The sequence below is a fragment of the Pseudomonas sp. E1BtOHC1 genome (assembly GCF_058744285.1).
Map to the genome: position 1 here is coordinate 1,826,977 of NZ_CP196023.1, position 18,079 is coordinate 1,845,055.

18 protein-coding genes are annotated in these 18,079 nt (G+C 61.9%); 13 read left to right on the forward strand and 5 right to left on the reverse strand.

What is annotated here, in order from left to right; genetic code table 11:
• Positions 1 to 58 precede the first annotated feature (58 nt).
• The 7 genes from mreC (at position 59) to tldD (ending at position 10,056) form a co-directional block, all read left to right on the forward strand.
• Positions 59 to 1,156 carry a rod shape-determining protein MreC gene (gene mreC / locus ACSSVC_RS08335; protein WP_346633738.1) on the forward strand — a complete coding sequence of 366 codons (1,098 nt, stop codon included), beginning with the start codon at positions 59 to 61 and terminating at the stop codon, positions 1,154 to 1,156.
• Complete coding sequence (gene mreD, locus ACSSVC_RS08340) at positions 1,156 to 1,647, forward strand: rod shape-determining protein MreD (protein ID WP_123727456.1); 492 nt, start codon at positions 1,156 to 1,158, stop codon at positions 1,645 to 1,647. Before mreC ends, mreD begins: the two co-directional genes overlap by 1 nt.
• 43 nt (positions 1,648 to 1,690) lie before the next feature.
• Entirely contained in the window at positions 1,691 to 2,296 is a 606-nt protein-coding gene (locus ACSSVC_RS08345; RefSeq protein WP_346633629.1) for a Maf family protein, read from the forward strand.
• Positions 2,297 to 2,352: 56 nt separating this feature from the next.
• Positions 2,353 to 3,810, forward strand: coding sequence for a ribonuclease G (gene rng / locus ACSSVC_RS08350; protein ID WP_123727458.1), 1,458 nt, complete (start codon positions 2,353 to 2,355; stop codon positions 3,808 to 3,810).
• 75 nt (positions 3,811 to 3,885) lie between these two features.
• A complete protein-coding gene (locus ACSSVC_RS08355; RefSeq protein WP_492612170.1) occupies positions 3,886 to 7,689 on the forward strand; it encodes a YhdP family protein in 3,804 nt (1,267 codons plus the stop codon).
• A gap of 58 nt (positions 7,690 to 7,747) precedes the next feature.
• Positions 7,748 to 8,587: a carbon-nitrogen hydrolase family protein gene (locus ACSSVC_RS08360; RefSeq protein ID WP_346633627.1), complete on the forward strand. Its 840-nt coding sequence runs from the start codon at positions 7,748 to 7,750 to the stop codon at positions 8,585 to 8,587.
• A 26-nt stretch (positions 8,588 to 8,613) separates the two neighbouring features.
• Positions 8,614 to 10,056, forward strand: a complete 1,443-nt coding sequence (gene tldD, locus ACSSVC_RS08365; RefSeq protein ID WP_041115974.1) for a metalloprotease TldD — start codon at positions 8,614 to 8,616, stop codon at positions 10,054 to 10,056.
• 48 nt (positions 10,057 to 10,104) lie between these two features.
• Here the strand turns inward: tldD and yjgA are convergent, their stop codons facing one another.
• Positions 10,105 to 10,626, reverse strand: coding sequence for a ribosome biogenesis factor YjgA (yjgA, locus tag ACSSVC_RS08370; RefSeq protein WP_123727460.1), 522 nt, complete (start codon positions 10,624 to 10,626; stop codon positions 10,105 to 10,107).
• 108 nt (positions 10,627 to 10,734) lie between these two features.
• Between yjgA and pmbA the strand changes: the two genes are divergently transcribed.
• From pmbA to ACSSVC_RS08400, 6 genes are all read left to right on the forward strand, one after another.
• Complete coding sequence (gene pmbA / locus ACSSVC_RS08375; RefSeq protein ID WP_492612171.1) at positions 10,735 to 12,081, forward strand: metalloprotease PmbA; 1,347 nt, start codon at positions 10,735 to 10,737, stop codon at positions 12,079 to 12,081.
• A gap of 236 nt (positions 12,082 to 12,317) precedes the next feature.
• Positions 12,318 to 12,713 (forward strand): FagA protein, encoded by a 396-nt coding sequence (locus ACSSVC_RS08380; RefSeq protein WP_102861146.1) that lies wholly within the window; start codon positions 12,318 to 12,320, stop codon positions 12,711 to 12,713.
• Positions 12,706 to 14,082 carry a class II fumarate hydratase gene (locus ACSSVC_RS08385; protein ID WP_404938233.1) on the forward strand — a complete coding sequence of 459 codons (1,377 nt, stop codon included), beginning with the start codon at positions 12,706 to 12,708 and terminating at the stop codon, positions 14,080 to 14,082. The genes ACSSVC_RS08380 and ACSSVC_RS08385 overlap by 8 nt, the downstream gene beginning before the upstream one ends.
• Before the next feature lie 26 nt (positions 14,083 to 14,108).
• Positions 14,109 to 14,558, forward strand: a complete 450-nt coding sequence (locus ACSSVC_RS08390) for a DUF2753 family protein (protein WP_404938234.1) — start codon at positions 14,109 to 14,111, stop codon at positions 14,556 to 14,558.
• A 1-nt stretch (position 14,559) separates the two neighbouring features.
• Positions 14,560 to 15,171: a superoxide dismutase gene (locus tag ACSSVC_RS08395; RefSeq protein ID WP_346633623.1), complete on the forward strand. Its 612-nt coding sequence runs from the start codon at positions 14,560 to 14,562 to the stop codon at positions 15,169 to 15,171.
• A gap of 33 nt (positions 15,172 to 15,204) precedes the next feature.
• On the forward strand, positions 15,205 to 16,098 hold the full coding sequence (locus ACSSVC_RS08400) for a ZIP family metal transporter (RefSeq protein ID WP_213664737.1): 894 nt from the start codon (positions 15,205 to 15,207) through the stop codon (positions 16,096 to 16,098).
• A 29-nt stretch (positions 16,099 to 16,127) separates the two neighbouring features.
• On the opposite strand, the gene ACSSVC_RS08405 is transcribed toward ACSSVC_RS08400, so the two are convergent.
• Genes ACSSVC_RS08405 through hpf form a run of 4 tightly spaced genes read right to left on the reverse strand, consistent with a single transcriptional unit; the run spans position 16,128 to position 18,059 of the window.
• Positions 16,128 to 16,400 carry an HPr family phosphocarrier protein gene (locus ACSSVC_RS08405; RefSeq protein WP_041115979.1) on the reverse strand — a complete coding sequence of 91 codons (273 nt, stop codon included), beginning with the start codon at positions 16,398 to 16,400 and terminating at the stop codon, positions 16,128 to 16,130.
• Between the two features lie 16 nt (positions 16,401 to 16,416).
• Complete coding sequence (gene rapZ / locus ACSSVC_RS08410) at positions 16,417 to 17,274, reverse strand: RNase adapter RapZ (RefSeq protein ID WP_011059266.1); 858 nt, start codon at positions 17,272 to 17,274, stop codon at positions 16,417 to 16,419.
• Positions 17,275 to 17,276: 2 nt separating this feature from the next.
• Positions 17,277 to 17,741 carry a PTS IIA-like nitrogen regulatory protein PtsN gene (gene ptsN, locus ACSSVC_RS08415; RefSeq protein WP_011059267.1) on the reverse strand — a complete coding sequence of 155 codons (465 nt, stop codon included), beginning with the start codon at positions 17,739 to 17,741 and terminating at the stop codon, positions 17,277 to 17,279.
• A 12-nt stretch (positions 17,742 to 17,753) separates the two neighbouring features.
• Positions 17,754 to 18,059 (reverse strand): ribosome hibernation-promoting factor, HPF/YfiA family, encoded by a 306-nt coding sequence (hpf, locus tag ACSSVC_RS08420; RefSeq protein WP_016966642.1) that lies wholly within the window; start codon positions 18,057 to 18,059, stop codon positions 17,754 to 17,756.
• Between the last annotated feature and the right edge of the window lie 20 nt (positions 18,060 to 18,079).

Sequence of the window (18,079 nt, forward strand, 5' to 3'; positions counted from 1 at the left end):
TCCAGGCCGGTTTGATGCCGTATGAATAAACACAACATTTGCCTGGGAGGAGCGGCTTATTAAACCGCTTTTCGCCAAAGGCCCCTCATTGGGCGTGCGCCTCCTGGTGCTGGTCGTACTGTCGGTCGCACTGATGGTGGTCGATGCCCGCTTCACACTGCTCAAGCCAGTGCGTAGCCAGATGTCGCTGGTGTTGATGCAGTCCTACTGGATCACCGACCTGCCGCAGCGGCTATGGCAGGGCGTTGCCAGTCAGTTCGGCAGTCGCACCGAGCTGGTCGCCGAAAACGAAAAACTCAAGACCGAAAACCTGCTGCTGCAGGGGCGCATGCAAAAGCTCGCAGCCCTGACCGAGCAGAACGTGCGTCTGCGCGAATTGCTCAACTCTTCGGCACTGGTCAACGAGAAGGTCGAAGTGGCCGAGTTGATCGGCATGGACCCCAACCCCTTTACCCATCGCATCATCATTAATAAAGGTGAGCGTGACGGCGTATTCCTCGGCCAGCCGGTGCTCGATGCCCGTGGCTTGATGGGGCAGGTGGTGGAGTTGATGCCTTATACCTCGCGCGTCCTGTTGCTGACCGACACCACCCACAGCATTCCGGTACAGGTCAATCGCAACGGTCTGCGGGCCATTGCCAGTGGCACTGGCAACCCAGAGCGCCTGGAGTTGCGCCACGTGGCCGACACCGCCGATGTCAAGGAAGGCGATTTGCTGGTCAGCTCGGGCCTCGGTCAGCGTTTCCCCGCGGGATATCCGGTGGCCACGGTCAAGGAAGTGATCCACGACTCCGGTCAGCCATTCGCCATTGTGCGTGCAGTGCCCACTGCCGCGTTGAACCGCAGCCGTTATCTGTTGCTGGTGTTCAGTGATCCGCGCACTGCCGAAGAGCGGGCCAATGATGCGGCCCAGGCCCAGGAAGCCCAGGACCAGCAGGGTGGCAATAGCACCCCGGTGGTGCCGGCCACGGTACCCAAGCCTGCGGTGGCTCCAGCCGCGACCGCAGCACCGGCCACCGCTCCCGCGACTGCACCGGCGACTCCGGTCAAGCCGGCAGTCCATGCTCCGGCCAAGCCGGTCAATAAACCTGTGGTGAAACCGGCGGCGGCCAAGCCTCCGGCTGCGGCACCGGCCACCACCGGAGGAAGAGAATAATGGCGGGTAGTACCTATTCGCGAAATGGCTGGATTGTCTGGCTGACGTTTCTGATCGGCATGCTGCTCAGCGTGTCGCCGTTGCCACAGTTCATGGAAATCCTGCGCCCGCTGTGGTTGGCCCTGCTACTGGCCTTTTGGGCCCTGGCCCTGCCGCACAAGGTAGGCATGGTCACGGCCTGGTGCCTGGGGCTGGCGGAGGATGTGCTCTACGGCACGCTCCTGGGGCAGAACGCCTTGATCCTGACCCTGATCACCTTTCTTGTACTGTCCCTGCAACAGCGTCTGCGGATGTTCCCGATGTGGCAGCAGAGCCTGGTAATCCTGGTGATCTTTGGCCTGGCGCAGTTGGTACAACTCTGGCTCAGCGCCCTGACCGGCAATCGCCAGCCGACCCTGGCTCTGGTCCTGCCGGCCCTGGTGAGTGCGCTGTTGTGGCCGTGGGTCAGCTTCGGCCTGCGCGGGTTGCGCCGACGTTTCAAAATCAATTAATTCGGTCAGGCATTGGCCCGCACCTCGACAGGGAGATGTCTTGATGAATCCGCTTTACCTCGCTTCCGGTTCGCCCCGTCGGCGTGAGCTGCTCACCCAGATCGGCGTGCCTTTCACCGCCATCAGTGCGGACATCGATGAAACCCCGCTGGCCGATGAATCCCCTGCTGCCTATGTCGAGCGTCTTGCCCGTGGCAAGGCGGCGGCCGGGCGCGCCCTGATCACCTGCAGCGAATCCCAGGCTCCGGCCTGCGTGTTGGGGGCCGATACGGCCGTGGTGCTGGATGGGCGGATCCTTGGCAAACCGCTGGATCAGGCCGATGCGCTGGCGATGCTCATGGCACTTGCCGGGCGCGAGCACGAAGTGTTGACCGCCATTGCCCTGCTCGACGGCGAACGCTGCGAGTCGCGGGTGGTGCGCAGCCTGGTACGCTTTCGCGCTATCTCTCCTGAGGAAGCGAGCGTCTATTGGGCCAGCGGCGAGCCCCGGGACAAGGCTGGCGGTTATGCAATCCAAGGGCTTGCGGCGGTATTTGTGTCAGGGCTCAATGGCAGTTATTCCGCTGTGGTTGGCTTGCCGGTGTGCGAAACCGCAGAACTGCTCGGCCATTTCGGCATACCCTGTTGGCAAAACCTTCCAGTGCGCTAAAGCGCCGTACCCGACTGCTGCGGCCTTCTATGAACACGCCTGAACGAGACATTGCCATGAGTGAAGAGATTCTGATCAACATCACGCCGATGGAATCACGGGTGGCGGTGGTCGAAAACGGAGTGTTGCAAGAGGTTCACGTCGAGCGCACCCAGCGCCGCGGTATCGTTGGCAACATCTATAAAGGCAAGGTGGTGCGGGTATTGCCCGGCATGCAGGCCGCTTTCGTCGATATCGGCCTGGACCGTGCGGCGTTCATCCATGCTTCGGAAATTTCCACTCGCGAAGGTACGGCGGTGGAGAGCATCAGTGCCCTGGTGCACGAAGGGCAGAGCCTGGTGGTGCAGGTCACCAAGGACCCCATTGGTACCAAGGGCGCGCGTCTGACCACCCAACTGTCGATTCCTTCGCGTTATCTGGTGTACATGCCCCGTACCGCCCATGTCGGCATCTCGTTGAAGATCGAGGATGAAGCCGAACGTGAGCGTCTGAAGCAGGTCGTCAGCGACTGCGTGGCCCAGGAAGGCATCAAGGAGGCGGGCGGATTCATACTGCGTACTGCCGCCGAGGGCGCCGGCGCCGATGAGATCCTGATGGACATCCGCTACCTGCGCCGGCTCTGGGATCAGATCGGCGCTCAGATCAAGACCATTGGCGCGCCCAATGTGATCTACGAAGACCTTGGCCTGGCGCTGCGTACCCTGCGGGATCTGGTGAGCCCGAAGATCGAGAAGATCCGCATCGACTCCCGGGAAACCTTTCAGAAGACAACTCAGTTCGTTGCCGAGCTGATGCCGGAAATCGCCGACCGCCTGGAACACTACCCCGGCGAGCGGCCGATCTTCGACCTGTACGGGGTCGAGGATGAAATCCAGAAGGCCCTGGAGCGCAAGGTGCCGCTCAAGTCCGGTGGCTATCTGGTGGTGGACCCGGCGGAAGCCATGACCACCATCGACGTCAACACCGGAGCTTTCGTCGGCCATCGCAATCTTGAGGAAACCATCTTCAAGACCAACCTCGAAGCCGCTACCGCCATTGCCCGGCAACTGCGCCTGCGCAACCTGGGCGGGATCATCATCATCGACTTCATCGACATGGAAGACGAGGAGCATCAGCGCCAGGTACTGCGGACCCTGGAGAAGCAGCTGGAGCGCGATCACGCCAAGACCAACATCATCGGCATCACCGAGCTGGGCCTGGTGCAGATGACCCGCAAACGCACGCGCGAGAGCCTGGAGCAGGTGCTCTGCGAGCCGTGCAGCAGCTGTCAGGGACGGGGCAAGTTGAAGACTCCGGAAACCATCTGTTACGAAATATTCCGTGAAATCCTCCGCGAGGCCCGGGCTTATCAGGCAGAAGGGTATCGAGTGCTGGCCAATCAGAAAGTGGTGGATCGTCTGCTGGACGAAGAGTCGGGCAATGTGGCGGAGTTGGAAGGTTTTATCGGCCGTACCATCAGGTTCCAGGTCGAAACCATGTATTCCCAGGAACAATACGACGTGGTGCTGCTCTGATTTCCCGTGTTTTACATCACTGGAAACGGCTGGCTTCAGCTTTTTGCATGACTTTTGCCATGGGAGCCAACTGAAATGGAGCGGCTGATCCGCCTGTTCACCACGCTGATTCGCTGGGGGCTGGGCTTCTGCGCGTTGCTGTTGGTGGTGACGGCCTTGTACGTCAGCCTGGGTCGGGAACTGACTCCGCTGGTGGCTGAGTATCAGGCCGAGGTCGAAGCCAAGTTGCAGCAGACCGTAGGTTTGCCGGTGCATATCGGCAGTCTGGAGGGGCGTTGGAGCGGGCTGTCGCCGATTCTCCTGGCTCACGATGTGATGGTGGGCGAGGGGGCCAATGCCCTGCGTCTGGACCAGGTCAGCGTGGCGCCGGATATGCTCGGCAGTCTCCTGGCTCGTGATTTGCGGGTAGGGCGCTTGGAACTCAGCGGCCTGAGCCTGAGCCTCAAGGAGGGCGCTGATGGCCAGTGGCAGCTGGAGGGTCTGCCGACGCAGCAGGACCAGCCGCTGGACCCCGAGCAGTTGCTGACCCGCTTGCAGCAGGTGGCAGAGCTGTCTCTCTTGGACAGCCAAGTCACCTTGCTGGCGCAGAATCACCCGCCCCTGGCCCTGACCTATGTCGGCCTCAATCTGCGTACAGGTCCTAGTCGTCAACGCCTGGATCTGCGTCTGACCCTGCCGGACGGCCAGCCCCTGGCCATGAACCTGCGGACCCGGATCCGTGCCAATACCTGGCGCGAGGCTCAGGCCGATCTGTACCTGAGCCTGCCGCAAAGCGACTGGTCGCGCTGGCTGCCGGCCCGCCTGACCCGGCAATGGAAACTGTCTGAACTCAAGGCCGGTGGCGAGTTGTGGCTGAACTGGGCCAAGGGCACAGTGCAGAGCGCTGCGCTGCGCCTGAATGCCCCTCAGTTCACCGGAGCCTACGCCGAGCGGACCCCGGTTACCCTGAAGAACCTGGCGTTGAACGCCTTCTTCCAGCGCAGCGAGCAAGGCCTGCAGGTGCAGCTCGACTCCCTGGCGCTGAACCTGGGCGATACTCGTTGGGAGTCGCGGCTGCAGCTGCAGCAAAGCAACGCCAGCGAAAAAACCGAAGAGCTCTGGCATGTACAGGCTGATCGCCTGGACCTGACGCCGATCACGCCGATCCTCGATGCCCTGGTACCGTTGCCGGAAGGCCTGGCCACCACCATCGAACGTTTGAAGGTCACTGGAGGGTTGCGCAATGTGCTGCTCGACTATCGCCCACAGAACACCGGCGACCAACGGCTGAGCTTTGCCGCCAACCTCGACCGGGTCGGCTTCGATGCCTATCACGGCGCTCCGGCGGCGCGAAACGTCAGCGGCAGTATCAGCGGCGACCTGGGCCAGGGCGAGCTGCGCATGGACAGCAAGGATTTTTCCCTGCACCTGTATCCGATCTTCGCCAAGCCCTGGCAGTACATCCAGGCCAACGCCACCCTGACCTGGAAGCTGGACAAGCAAGGTTTCACCCTGATCGCCCCCTACCTCAAGGTGCAGGGAGAAGAGGGCAAGATTGCCGGCGATTTCCTGATCCGGCTGCACTTCGACCACAGCCAGGAAGACTACATGGACTTGCGGGTCGGCCTGGTGGACGGCGATGGGCGCTACACCGCCAAGTACCTGCCCCAGGTGCTCAGTCCGGCGCTGGATGAATGGCTGCGCACGGCGATCCTTAAGGGCGCGGTGGATGAGGGTTTCTTCCAGTACCAGGGTTCGTTGAACCATGACGCTATCGAGGCGGCTCGCAGCATCAGTCTGTTTTTCAAGGTGCATGACGCCGAACTGGCGTTCCAGCCGGGCTGGCCGCACCTGAGCAAGATCAGTGGCGACGTGTTCGTCGAAGACAGCGGCGTACGCATTGTCGCCAGCAAGGGGCAGCTGTTGGACACCAAGGTGCGGGATGTTTTCGTCAACATTCCCCATTCCGTCGCCGGTCAGAGCATCCACATGTTCATCGACGGCAGTTTTGCCGGCGGCCTGGGTGACGGGGTGAAGATTCTGCAGGAAGCGCCGATCGGCACCGGCTCGACCTTTGCCGGCTGGCAGGGCGAGGGCGATCTGCAAGGCAAGCTGAACCTGGACATCCCCCTGGTCAAAGGCGAAGAACCGAAGATCGTGGTGGACTTCAAGACCGACAAGGCCCGCCTCAAACTCAGTGAACCCGAACTGGAACTGACTCAGCTCAAGGGCGACTTCCGCTTTGACAGTGCCAGGGGGCTGAGCGGTACAGGGATCAGTGCCCAGGCGTTCGATCGGCCGGTCACGGCGCAGATCTTTGCCGATGGCAAGCCAGGCAAACCCAATACCCGGGTGGTTGCCAAGGGCCAGGTTACGGTGAAGAAGCTCACCGATTGGTTGAAAGTCAGCCAGCCGTTGCCGGTGTCTGGCGAAGTGCCCTATCAGTTGCAACTGAACCTTGATGGTGCCGACAGCCAATTGATGGTCAGCTCCAGCCTCAAGGGCGTGGCGGTGGACCTGCCGGCGCCGTTCGGCATGGCCGCCAGCACCGGGCGTAACAGTGTGTTTCGCATGACCCTGCAAGGGGCCGAGCGGCGCTACTGGTTCAAATACGGTGAGTTGGCCGACTTCACCTTCGCGGCGCCCAGCGGCAAGTTCGCCGAGGGCCGGGGCGAACTGTTCCTCGGCGACGGTGCGGCCTTGCTGCCTGCGGGCAAGGGACTGCGGGTGCGGGGGATTCTGTCCGAGCTGGATGTGGAGCCGTGGAAAGCGCTGGTGGATCGCTATGCCGGGCAGGACCCGGGGGGCAGTGCCAAGCAGTTGCTCAGCAGTGCGGACTTCAAGGTCCGCAAGCTCAGCGCCTTCGGCACCACGCTGGACCAGGTCAATCTGCTGCTGAGCCGAAAGCCGGCTGCCTGGGAGCTGCAGATCGACAGTCAACAGGCCAAGGGCAAAGTCGGGATTCCCGATGCCAAGGTGGCGCCGATGGTCATCGACATGGCGTATGTGCGTCTGCCGGCTGCCGACCCGGCGGCCCAGGCCGATGAAAATGCACCTGACCCTTTGGCTTCGGTGGACCCGAAGAACGTTCCGCCACTGGATATTTCCATTGCCCAGCTGTTCCAAGGGCAGGACCTGATCGGCCGCTGGGCGCTCAAGGTCCGGCCGACGGCCAAGGGCATGGTCTTCAATGGCCTGGACCTGGGCCTCAAGGGCATGCAGTTGCAAGGCGAGGGGGGCTGGGAAGGCCAGGCCGGTGCCAGCAACAGTTGGTACCGTGGCCGTATTGGCGGCCAGAACCTGGCTGACGTGCTCAAGGGCTGGGGCTTCGCGCCGACCGTGACCAGTGAGGACTTTCACCTGGACGTCGATGGCCGCTGGCCGGGCTCACCGGCCTGGGTGGGCTTGAAACGCTTCTCCGGCAGCCTGGACGCCACCCTGCGCAAGGGCCAGTTCGTCGAAGTCGAAGGCGGCGCCCAGGCACTGCGGGTGTTCGGCTTGCTCAACTTCAACTCCATCGGCCGGCGCCTGCGCCTGGACTTCTCCGACCTGTTCGGCAAGGGCCTGAGTTATGACCGGGTCAAGGGTGTGCTGGCGGCGAGCAACGGCGTGTACGTCACTCGCGAGCCGATCACCCTGACCGGGCCGTCGAGCAACCTGGAGCTCAATGGCACCTTGGATATGGTGGCTGATCAAGTGGATGCCAAGCTGCTGGTGACCCTGCCGGTCACCAACAACCTGCCGATTGCCGCGCTGATTGTCGGGGCGCCGGCGGTGGGTGGGGCGTTGTTCCTGATCGACAAGTTGATCGGTGATCGCGTGGCGCGCTTTGCCAGCGTCAAATACAACGTCAAGGGCCCGTGGAAAGAGCCGAAAATCACCTTCGACAAGCCGTTTTGAGAATCCTCGATTCACGCCTATGGAGTAGCATGGCGGCCTACCCAATACGGAGTACGCCATGTCTCTTGCGGTGATTCAAATGGTCAGCCAGAGCGATGTTCTGGCCAATCTGCTGCAGGCCCGGGGCCTGCTCGAGCGAGCCGCTGCCGGCGGTGCAACGCTGGCGGTCCTGCCGGAAAATTTCGCCGCCATGGGCCGCCGTGACATGGCAGCCATCGGTCGTGCAGAAGCCCTGGGCGAAGGTCCGATCCTGCCATGGTTGAAACAGACCGCCCGCGACCTCAGGTTATGGATTGTGGCCGGGACCTTGCCGCTGCCCCCCAAGGATCAGCCAGAGGCCAAGTCCAATGCCTGTTCATTGTTGGTGGATGATCAGGGGCAGATCGTGGCGCGTTACGACAAGCTGCATCTGTTCGATGTCGACGTGGCGGACAATCGCGGACGCTATCGTGAATCCGATGACTATGCTCATGGAAACCGAGTGGTGGTGGCGGATACGCCGGTGGGCCGGTTGGGGCTGACGGTCTGTTATGACCTGCGCTTTCCCGAGCTGTACAGCGAATTGCGGGCCGCTGGCGCTGAATTGATTACCGCGCCTTCGGCTTTTACCGCTGTGACCGGCGCCGCGCACTGGGAGGTGCTGATCCGGGCTCGGGCCATTGAAACCCAGTGCTACCTGCTGGCGGCGGCCCAGGGCGGAGTCCACCCCGGCCCCCGGGAAACCTACGGCCATGCGGCCATCGTCGACCCTTGGGGACGCTTGCTGGCGGAGCAGGATCAAGGTGAGGGCGTGCTGCTGGCCGAGCGCGACAGCAGTGAACAGGCGTCCATCCGGGCGCGGATGCCGGTGGTCAGTCACCGGCGCATTTTCTCGCAAGGCGTTCAACGGCTTGCATAAGTACGACGAATTTAAGGCCAAAGCATATGAGCGGGTTGTTGTCCTCAGTCAGTGAACATCTTCTAGCCCCTGGCGGCGTGACCATCGAAAGCTTGCAGGGCGTGCTCGGGGATCTGGCCGGCCCGGGCATCGATGCCGCCGACCTGTATTTCCAGGGGCAGATTTCCGAGTCCTGGTCCCTGGAAGACGGGATCGTCAAGGAAGGCAGTTTCAACCTCGACCAAGGGGTTGGGGTGCGTGCGCAGTCCGGTGAGAAGACCGGCTTTGCCTACAGCAACGCCATCACCCTGGAAGCCTTGGGGCTGGCGGCCCGTGCTGCGCGTTCGATCTCCCGGGCCGGGCAGAACGGCACCGTGCAGGCGTTCTCGACCCAGGACGTGGCGCAGCTTTACGCACCGGACAACCCTCTGGAAGTCATCAGCCGGGCCGAGAAGGTCGAGTTGCTCAAGCGCGTCGATGCGGCGACCCGTGCCCTGGACCCGCGTATCCAGCAGGTCAGCGTGAGCATGGCCGGGGTCTGGGAGCGGATCCTGGTAGCCTCGACTGACGGCGGTCTGGCGGCGGATGTGCGGCCGCTGGTGCGCTTCAATGTCAGCGTCATCGTCGAGCACAATGGCCGACGCGAGCGCGGTGGCCACGGTGGTGGCGGGCGTACCGATTACCGCTATTTCCTCAGCGAAGACCGGGCCATGGGGTATGCCCGTGAAGCGCTGCGCCAGGCCCTGGTCAATCTCGAGGCCATTCCGGCGCCGGCCGGCACTTTGCCGGTGGTGCTCGGCTCCGGCTGGTCCGGGGTGCTGCTGCACGAAGCTGTGGGCCACGGCCTGGAGGGTGACTTCAACCGCAAGGGCAGTTCGGCCTACAGCGGCCGCATGGGCGAGATGGTGGCTTCCAAACTCTGCACCATCGTCGACGACGGCACCCTGGCCGGGCGTCGCGGGTCCCTGAGCGTGGACGATGAAGGCACCCCGACCGAATGCACCACCCTGATCGAGAACGGCGTGCTCAAGGGCTATATGCAGGACAAGCTCAACGCCCGCCTGATGGGTGTGGCCCGTACCGGCAACGGACGTCGTGAGTCCTACGCGCACCTGCCGATGCCACGCATGACCAACACTTACATGCTGGGTGGCGAAAGCGATCCGGCGGAAATCATCGCCTCGGTGAAGAAGGGCATCTACTGCGCCAACCTTGGCGGCGGCCAGGTGGACATCACCAGCGGCAAGTTCGTGTTCTCCACCAGCGAGGCGTATCTGATCGAAGACGGCAAGATCACCGCCCCGGTCAAGGGCGCGACTCTGATCGGCAACGGTCCGGAAGCCATGAGCCGGGTTTCGATGGTGGGCAATGACCTGTCCCTGGACAGCGGCGTCGGCACCTGCGGCAAGGATGGGCAATCAGTGCCGGTAGGCGTCGGCCAGCCGACCTTGAAGATCGACGCGATCACCGTGGGTGGTACAGGGGCATAAGAGAAGAGGGCGCCGGGTGAGCTGCTGGGCAGCTCACCCGTGGAGGACTCAACGCAGACCGCGTTGGGTCTCGTCCAGTTCGCGGATGTACTTGAAGATTTTACGGCTGGAGGCCGGCGCCTTGTTATGGGCCACCTCGTGCTGGGCCTGACGGATCAGGGAACGCAGTTGCTGGCGATCGGCGTCCGGGTATTCACCGACGAACTTCTCCAGTACGTCATCGCCACCGCCGATCAGGCGGTCGCGCCAACGTTCCAGGTTATGGAAGCGTTCGTTGTACTGCCGGGTGGAGGCGTCGAGTTGGTCAAGCAGTTGCAGAATCGCGTCGGTGTCCTGGTCCCGCATCAGCTTGCCGATGAATTGCAGGTGGCGCTTTCGGGCGATATGAGCGACGTGCTTGGGTGCATCCGCCAGGGCCCGGCGCAAGGCGTCGGTCAGAGGCAGTTTGTTCAGCAAGTCAGGCTTGAGAGTGGTAAGGCGCTCGCCGAGATCAACCAGAGCATGCAGCTCGCGTTTGACCTGGGATTTGCTTTTCTCCCCATCGAGGGAGTCGTCGTAAGAATCAACCATGGTGGCAGTCCGCAAAGAAACGCCGCCATGATAACCAGTCGAGGGCCGCTTGTCCGGCCCGGTCGCTCGCCGGCCTTAATCGAAAGCAGAATTTGAGTGGAGAACAGCATGAGTGCAGCACAAAGCGTCGGCCCACAGGCTTTGCCGGCCCTGCAGGAGCAAGTCGAGCAGATCGTTGCCGAGGCCAAGCGCCAGGGGGCCAGTGCCTGCGAAGTAGCGGTGTCCCTGGAGCAGGGGTTGTCGACGTCGGTGCGCCAGCGGGAAGTGGAGACCGTGGAGTTCAACCGCGACCAGGGCTTTGGCATCACCCTCTATGTGGGCCAGCGCAAGGGTTCGGCCAGCACTTCTGCCAGCGGTCCCGAGGCCATTCGTGAAACCGTGGCCGCGGCCCTGGCGATCGCCAAGCACACCTCCGAAGACGAGGCCTCGGGGCTGGCCGATGCATCCTTGATGGCCAAGGACCTGAAGGACTTCGATCTGTTCCACGCCTGGGACATCACCCCAGAGCAGGCCATCGAGCAGGCCCTGGCCTGTGAAGCAGCGGCCTTTGCTGCCGACAGTCGGATCAAGAATGCCGACGGCACTACTCTGAGCACCCACCAGGGCTGCCGGGTGTATGGCAACAGCCACGGTTTCATCGGTGGTTATGCTTCCACCCGCCACAGTCTGAGCTGCGTGATGATTGCCGAGGTCAATGGCCAGATGCAGCGCGACTACTGGTACGACGTCAATCGCCAGGGCCAGTTGCTGGCCGACCCTGCGAGCATTGGTCAGCGTGCCGCCCAGCGCGCAGCTAGCCGGCTTGGCGCCCGTCCGGTGCCGACCTGCGAAGTGCCGGTGCTGTTTTCCGCGGAACTGGCCGGTGGCCTGTTCGGCAGTTTTCTCGGCGCGATTTCCGGTGGCAATTTGTATCGCAAATCATCCTTCCTTGAAGGTGCATTGGGCCAGCAACTGTTTCCCCAGTGGCTGACCATCGATGAGCGTCCGCACCTGATGCGCGCCATGGGCAGTTCGGCGTTCGATGGTGATGGCCTGGCCACTTACGCCAAGCCGTTCGTCAAGGATGGGGAGTTGGTGTCCTATGTGCTGGGCACCTATTCCGGGCGCAAGCTGGGCATGCCGAGCACCGCCAATGCCGGTGGGGTGCACAACCTGTTCGTCACCCATGGCGACGAAGATCAGGCTGCGCTGCTTCGGCGCATGGGGCGTGGTCTGTTGGTGACCGAGCTGATGGGGCATGGCCTGAACATGGTCACTGGGGATTATTCCCGTGGTGCAGCGGGTTTCTGGGTCGAGAACGGCGAAATCCAGTTCGCGGTACAGGAAGTGACCATTGCCGGTAATTTGCGGGACATGTTCAAGCAGATCATTGCCGTGGGTAACGACCTGGAACTGCGCAGCAACATTCGCACCGGCTCGGTGCTGATCGAACGCATGACTGTCGCCGGCAGCTGACCGCCGTCCTGAGTCACCCCAACGCGCCACCTCCCCGGGTGGCGCGTTTTTTTATGCCTGGCGCTTTGTAGAGCTGGCTTGCCAGCGAAGGCGTCCTGACGTCCGACACCAGGCGCAAGAGCCCATTCGCCGGCACGCCGGCTCCTACAAAAGTTGGGCAAAAATCGTACAAGCCAGATTGATTTGATTCTCAATATCATTTAATAATGAAAATCATTATTCAATGAGCCCAGGTCATGAGTTCTGCCTTGCACGAGCAGCCCTACCTCGAAAGCTGGCGCTGGATGAGTCGCCAGATCCGTTGCGCACTGGAACCGGACGAACCGCGTCTGATCGAGCATTACCTCGCCGAGGGCCGCTACCTGGCCTGCTGCACCGCGATGTCGGCCTGGACCGTCGCTGAAACCTCTTTCCGTTTGTTGATCGATACCGCTACCGATACTGCGCTGCCCTGGCACTGGCGAAGCCTGTGCCTGGATCAGGCCTGGCGGCCTTTGCGCGACATGGAGCGGTTGTCTTTGTGCAAGTGCCGGCTCAAGCGCTGGCAAAGCCATGCCTGGCAACTGGCGACCTGCTCGCTGCTGCCTTCCATTCCTCTGATTGAACTGGTGCAAGGATTTCCCGATGAGTAATACCCGTATCGAACGCGACAGCATGGGCGAGCTGCAGGTCCCGGAGCAGGCCCTGTATGGCGCGCAGACCCAGCGTGCGGTGGATAACTTTCCCATCAGCGGGCAACGCATGCCGGCAGCCTTCATTCGTGCGCTGATCCTGGCCAAGGCCGCGGCGGCCAAGGCCAACGTCGAGCTTGGGCAGCTCAGCGCGTCCCAGGGCAAGGCCATCGTCGATGCCGCCCAGGGCTTGCTGGAAGGCGACTTCATGCAGCACTTCCCGGTGGACATCTTCCAGACCGGCTCCGGTACCAGTTCCAACATGAACGCCAACGAAGTGCTGGCGACCCTGGCCAGCCGCTTGTTGGGCGAGCCGGTCAACCCCAATGACCACGTCAACTGTGGCCAGAGCAGCAACGACATCATTCCTACCACCATTCACGTCAGCGCAGCCCTGACCCTGCATGAGCAATTGCTGCCGGCACTGGTGCATCTGGTGGAGGTCATCGAGCGCAAGGCGGTGCAGGTGCACCCCTTCATCAAGACCGGTCGTACCCACCTGATGGATGCGATGCCAGTGCGAATGAGCCAGGTACTGGACGGTTGGGCACAGCAGCTCAAGGCCAATATCGCTCACTTGCAGGACCTGCTGCCGAGCCTGCAGGCCCTGGCTCAGGGCGGCACCGCGGTGGGCACCGGAATCAACGCTCACCCCGAGTTCGCCGCGCGCTTCAGTCAGCAGTTGAGCAAGCTGACCCAGGTGCAGTTCACCCCGGGCAAGAACCTGTTCGCCCTGATCGGCTCACAGGACACGGCGGTCACGGTATCCGGCCAGCTCAAGGCCACTGCGGTGTCGTTGATGAAGATCGCCAACGACCTGCGCTGGATGAACTCCGGCCCATTGGCGGGGCTTGGCGAAATCGAGCTGGAGGGGCTGCAGCCGGGTTCCTCGATCATGCCGGGCAAGGTCAATCCGGTGATTCCGGAAGCCGTGGCGATGGTCGCAGCCCAAGTCATTGGTAACGACAGCACCATCACCGTGGCCGGGCAGTCGGGCAACTTCGAGCTCAACGTGATGCTGCCGATCATCGCCCAGAACCTGCTCGGCAGTATTGAGCTGCTGGCCAACTCCAGTCGCCTGTTGGCGGACAAGGCGATTGCCAGCTTCAAGGTCAACGAACCCAAGCTCAAGGAAGCGCTGTCACGCAACCCGATCCTGGTGACTGCTCTGAACCCGATCATCGGTTATCAGAAGGCCGCAGAAATCGCCAAGACCGCCTACAAGCAAGGTCGCCCGGTGATCGACGTGGCGCTTGAACTCACTGATCTGCCACGCAGCCAGCTTGAGGTCCTGTTGGACCCGGAAAAACTCACCGCAGGCGGCGTGTAATCCCAACACCGCTTTGGAGGCTCACCATGGAGCACTGGAAACGCACGATCGAAAGGGCCAATCGTCTCTTTATGCAGGGCGAACTGGTGGACGCTCGCGAGTTCTACCTGCAGGCATTGGCCTTGGCCCAGGTGTTGTTCGAGCGCTGGGGGGATGCCGACGAGGCGGTGGCAGCCTGTGTGATTTCCCATCACAACCTGGCGGACCTGCATTTGCGCCTGAACCAACCGGAGGAGAGCGCGGAGTACCTCTGCGCGATCCATCAGCGCCTGCTGCAAACCATGCAGGACAACCGCCTCAGCCCTGCCTTGCGCGAAGCGGCTTTGCGCCAGAGCAGCAAGACCTACGTCGAACTGCTGAATTTCATCGGTGATCACGGTGAGTACCCCCGTACTCATCGTTTGCTGGACAGCAACGTCGCGGGCCTGTCAGCCGACAGCCCGCTAGCCGACAGCCCCTCTTACGGAGCCCATTGATATGTCCTTTACCTTGCCTGCACTGCCTTATGCCTATGACGCGCTGGAACCGCACATCGATGCGCAAACCATGGAGATTCACTACAGCAAGCACCACCAGACCTACATCAACAATCTCAATGCCGCTGTAGAGGGCACTGAATGGGCGGGCTGGGAAGTCGAAAAACTGGTGGCCAGTGTCCAGCAACTGCCGGAAAAACTTCGGGCCGCGGTGATCAACCAAGGGGGAGGCCACGCTAACCATTCGCTGTTCTGGGCGGTCATGACCCCAGCAGGTGGCGGTAAGCCCGAGGGTGCCCTGGGTCAGGCAATCGAGCAGCAACTGGGTGGTTTCGAGAGCTTCAAGGAGGCGTTCACCAAGGCTGCGCTGACCCGCTTCGGCAGTGGCTGGGCCTGGCTCAGCGTGACTCCGGAGAAAAAACTGGTGGTGGAAAGCAGCGGTAACCAGGACAGCCCGCTGATGAATGGCAACACGCCGATTCTCGGTCTGGACGTGTGGGAGCACGCCTACTACCTGCGTTATCAGAACCGTCGGCCGGAATACATCAATGCGTTCTACAACGTGATCAATTGGCCGGAAGTCGCGCAACGCTATCAGGCCGCGATGGCCTGATACCTCCATTCATAACAAGATCTAAGGCCGATTATGGGCACTGAAACACTGGCGATCAGCAGCGGACGGATGTTTCGTTATGCCTTCGGTTCGCTGTTGCTGTTGGCGGGGACTGCGTTGCTGGTGGCTCAAGGGCTGAGCTGGCTGAATCTGGAACCAAGGTTGTTGCGCGCCTTGCAGGGTGGCTCGATCTGCGCATTGGGCACGGCACTAGGGGCGGTCCCGGTGCTGGTGATCCGCAGAATGCCGATGGCCGTGAGCGATACGTTGCTGGGTTTTGGCGCTGGGGTGATGCTGGCGGCGACGGCGTTTTCGCTGATCGTTCCCGGTATTGCCGCCGCTCAAGACTTGGGTTTGTCTGCCTGGGGCTCCAGTGGCCTGGTTTGCGCCGGCATCATGCTGGGTGCCTTTGGTTTGTTCCTGGTGGATCGCAAGGTCTCGGGCGCGAGCCCCGAAGTCCTGGTCGGCACGGCGGAACATCCGGTGATTGCGCCACGCATCTGGCTGTTTGTCTTCGCCATCATTGCCCACAACATTCCGGAAGGCATGGCGGTGGGGGTGTCGGCAGGGGGCGGCATGGCAGATGCGGACAGCCTGGCCATGGGGATTGCCCTGCAGGATGTGCCGGAGGGACTGGTGATCGCACTGGTGCTGGCGGGGGCGGGGATGTCGCGGGTCAGGGCATTCCTGATTGGCGCCGCTTCAGGTTTGGTGGAGCCGGTCTTTGCCTTGCTCTGTGCCTGGTTGGTGAGTCTGGCGCAGGTGCTGCTGCCGCTGGGGTTGGCCCTGGCGGCGGGAGCCATGTTGCTGGTGGTGACTCACGAAGTGATTCCCGAGTCCCGTCGCAATGGTCACGAAAAGCTCGCCAGCCTCGGCTTGTGCATCGGCTTTTGCCTGATGATGGTGATGGATACGGCGCTCGCCTGAGGGGCGCTTGGCGAGTGGCCCGGAGGGGCTTACTCGCCCTCGTCGAAGTAGTTGTTGATCAATGCCACCAGCGCATTCAGCGCTTCCTGTTCCTGCTCGCCTTCGGTCTTCAGATGAATCTTGGTGCCCTTGCCTGCGGCGAGCATCATCATGGCCATGATGCTTTTGCCGTCCACCATGGATTCCGGGCTCCTGCCGGCGCGGATCTGGCAGGGGAACTGCCCCGCTACGCCGACGAATTTGGCTGAGGCACGGGCATGCAGGCCCAGTTTGTTGATGATTTCGATTTCCAGAGCTGGCATCGCGGGGTAGATCCTTTCAGCTAAGGTCGCGGTGGCGAACCTGGACGTTCTTCAGGGATTTTTGCAGGACCTGGCCCAGGCGCTCGGTCAGGTACACGGAGCGGTGGTGCCCGCCGGTGCAACCAATGGCAATGGTTACATAAGCGCGATTGCTGGCAGCGAAACGTGGCAGCCACTTGAGCAGATAGCTGGAGATGTCCTGGAACATTTCCTCGACATCGGGCTGTGCGGCCAGGTATTCGGCCACAGGTGCGTCCAGCCCGGATTGGGCGCGTAGTTCGGGCTTCCAATACGGATTGGGCAGGCAGCGCACGTCGAATACCAGATCGGCGTCCACCGGCATGCCGCGCTTGAAACCGAAAGACTCCACCAGGAACGCAGTCCCGGGTTCGGGTTGGTTCAGCAGGCGCAGCTTGATGGTGTCCCGCAGTTGGTAGAGGTTCAGATTGGTGGTGTTGACCTTGAGGTCGGCCAGATCGACGATGGGGCCCAGCAGCTGGGTTTCATCGTGGATGGCTTCGGCCAGCGAGCGATTGGCACTGCTCAGCGGGTGACGCCGCCGGGTTTCCGAGAAGCGCTTGAGCAGGGTTTCCTCGTCGGCGTCCAGATAGAGCACGTCGCACTGGATATGCCGGCTGCGTACTTCTTCCAGCAACTCGGGGAAGCGCGACAGATGGCTGGGCAGGTTTCGGGCGTCGATGGAAACCGCCACCAGAGGTTGTGCCAGTTCCGTGTGAATCAACGCGCGCTCGGCCAGCTCGGGCAGCAAGCCGGCGGGAAGGTTGTCGATGCAGTAGTAGCCGTGGTCCTCAAGAACATCGAGGGCGGTGCTTTTACCTGAGCCGGAGCGGCCGCTGACAATGATCAAGCGCATGATTACTGACCGTTTTGCTCGTCCAGGACAACCTGATACAAGGCTTCATTGCTGGTGGCACTGCGCAGTCGGTCACGGACTTCCTTGCGATCGAGCATGCTGGCGATCTGCCGGAGCAGTTCCAGGTGTGCGTCGGTAGCGGCTTCCGGAACCAGGAGGACGAACAGCAGATCCACCGGGGCACCGTCGATGGCGTCGAAGTCGATTGGAGCGTCCAGGTGCATCAGCGCACTGATAGGCGACTCGCAGCCTTTGAGGCGGCAGTGGGGAATGGCGATGCCGTTGCCAAAACCGGTGGAACCGAGTTTTTCACGGGCGATCAGGCTCTCGAAGACATCCTGCATCTCCAGATCAGGCACTTCGCGGCTGATCAGGTTGGCAATTTGTTCGAGGGCGCGTTTTTTACTGCCGCCCGGCACGTTCACCAAGGAACGGCCGGGGGTCAGGATGCTTTCAAGTCGGATCATGGGAGGGGAGTGTTAGCGACCCGTGCCTTGGAGAAGGTGGAGTTGCTTTTCCTTATGCTTTTTCAGTTGGCGGTCAAGCTTGTCCGTGAGCAGGTCAATTGCGGCATACATATCGTCATGTTCTGCATTGGCGACGACCTCCCCACCGTGGATGTGCAGGGTGGCTTCGATTTTCTGCTTCAGCTTCTCGACAGCCATGGTGACCTGCACATTGGTAATCTTGTCGAAGTGCCGCTCCAGCCGGTCGAGTTTCTCGCCGATGTAAGCGCGCAGAGGTTCAGTCACTTCGAGTTGGTGTCCACTGATGTTGACTTGCATACAGCTTCTCCTTCGTTGCC

Coding starts and splice junctions, on each gene's coding strand:
- mreD (WP_123727456.1), top strand. CDS start 1,156: ATGGCGGGTAGTACCTATTCGCGAAATGGCTGGATTGTCTGGCTGACG.
- ACSSVC_RS08345 (WP_346633629.1), top strand. CDS start 1,691: ATGAATCCGCTTTACCTCGCTTCCGGTTCGCCCCGTCGGCGTGAGCTG.
- rng (WP_123727458.1), top strand. CDS start 2,353: ATGAGTGAAGAGATTCTGATCAACATCACGCCGATGGAATCACGGGTG.
- ACSSVC_RS08355 (WP_492612170.1), top strand. CDS start 3,886: ATGGAGCGGCTGATCCGCCTGTTCACCACGCTGATTCGCTGGGGGCTG.
- ACSSVC_RS08360 (WP_346633627.1), top strand. CDS start 7,748: ATGTCTCTTGCGGTGATTCAAATGGTCAGCCAGAGCGATGTTCTGGCC.
- tldD (WP_041115974.1), top strand. CDS start 8,614: ATGAGCGGGTTGTTGTCCTCAGTCAGTGAACATCTTCTAGCCCCTGGC.
- yjgA (WP_123727460.1), bottom strand. CDS start 10,626: ATGGTTGATTCTTACGACGACTCCCTCGATGGGGAGAAAAGCAAATCC.
- pmbA (WP_492612171.1), top strand. CDS start 10,735: ATGAGTGCAGCACAAAGCGTCGGCCCACAGGCTTTGCCGGCCCTGCAG.
- ACSSVC_RS08380 (WP_102861146.1), top strand. CDS start 12,318: ATGAGTTCTGCCTTGCACGAGCAGCCCTACCTCGAAAGCTGGCGCTGG.
- ACSSVC_RS08385 (WP_404938233.1), top strand. CDS start 12,706: ATGAGTAATACCCGTATCGAACGCGACAGCATGGGCGAGCTGCAGGTC.
- ACSSVC_RS08390 (WP_404938234.1), top strand. CDS start 14,109: ATGGAGCACTGGAAACGCACGATCGAAAGGGCCAATCGTCTCTTTATG.
- ACSSVC_RS08395 (WP_346633623.1), top strand. CDS start 14,560: ATGTCCTTTACCTTGCCTGCACTGCCTTATGCCTATGACGCGCTGGAA.
- ACSSVC_RS08400 (WP_213664737.1), top strand. CDS start 15,205: ATGGGCACTGAAACACTGGCGATCAGCAGCGGACGGATGTTTCGTTAT.
- ACSSVC_RS08405 (WP_041115979.1), bottom strand. CDS start 16,400: ATGCCAGCTCTGGAAATCGAAATCATCAACAAACTGGGCCTGCATGCC.
- rapZ (WP_011059266.1), bottom strand. CDS start 17,274: ATGCGCTTGATCATTGTCAGCGGCCGCTCCGGCTCAGGTAAAAGCACC.
- ptsN (WP_011059267.1), bottom strand. CDS start 17,741: ATGATCCGACTTGAAAGCATCCTGACCCCCGGCCGTTCCTTGGTGAAC.
- hpf (WP_016966642.1), bottom strand. CDS start 18,059: ATGCAAGTCAACATCAGTGGACACCAACTCGAAGTGACTGAACCTCTG.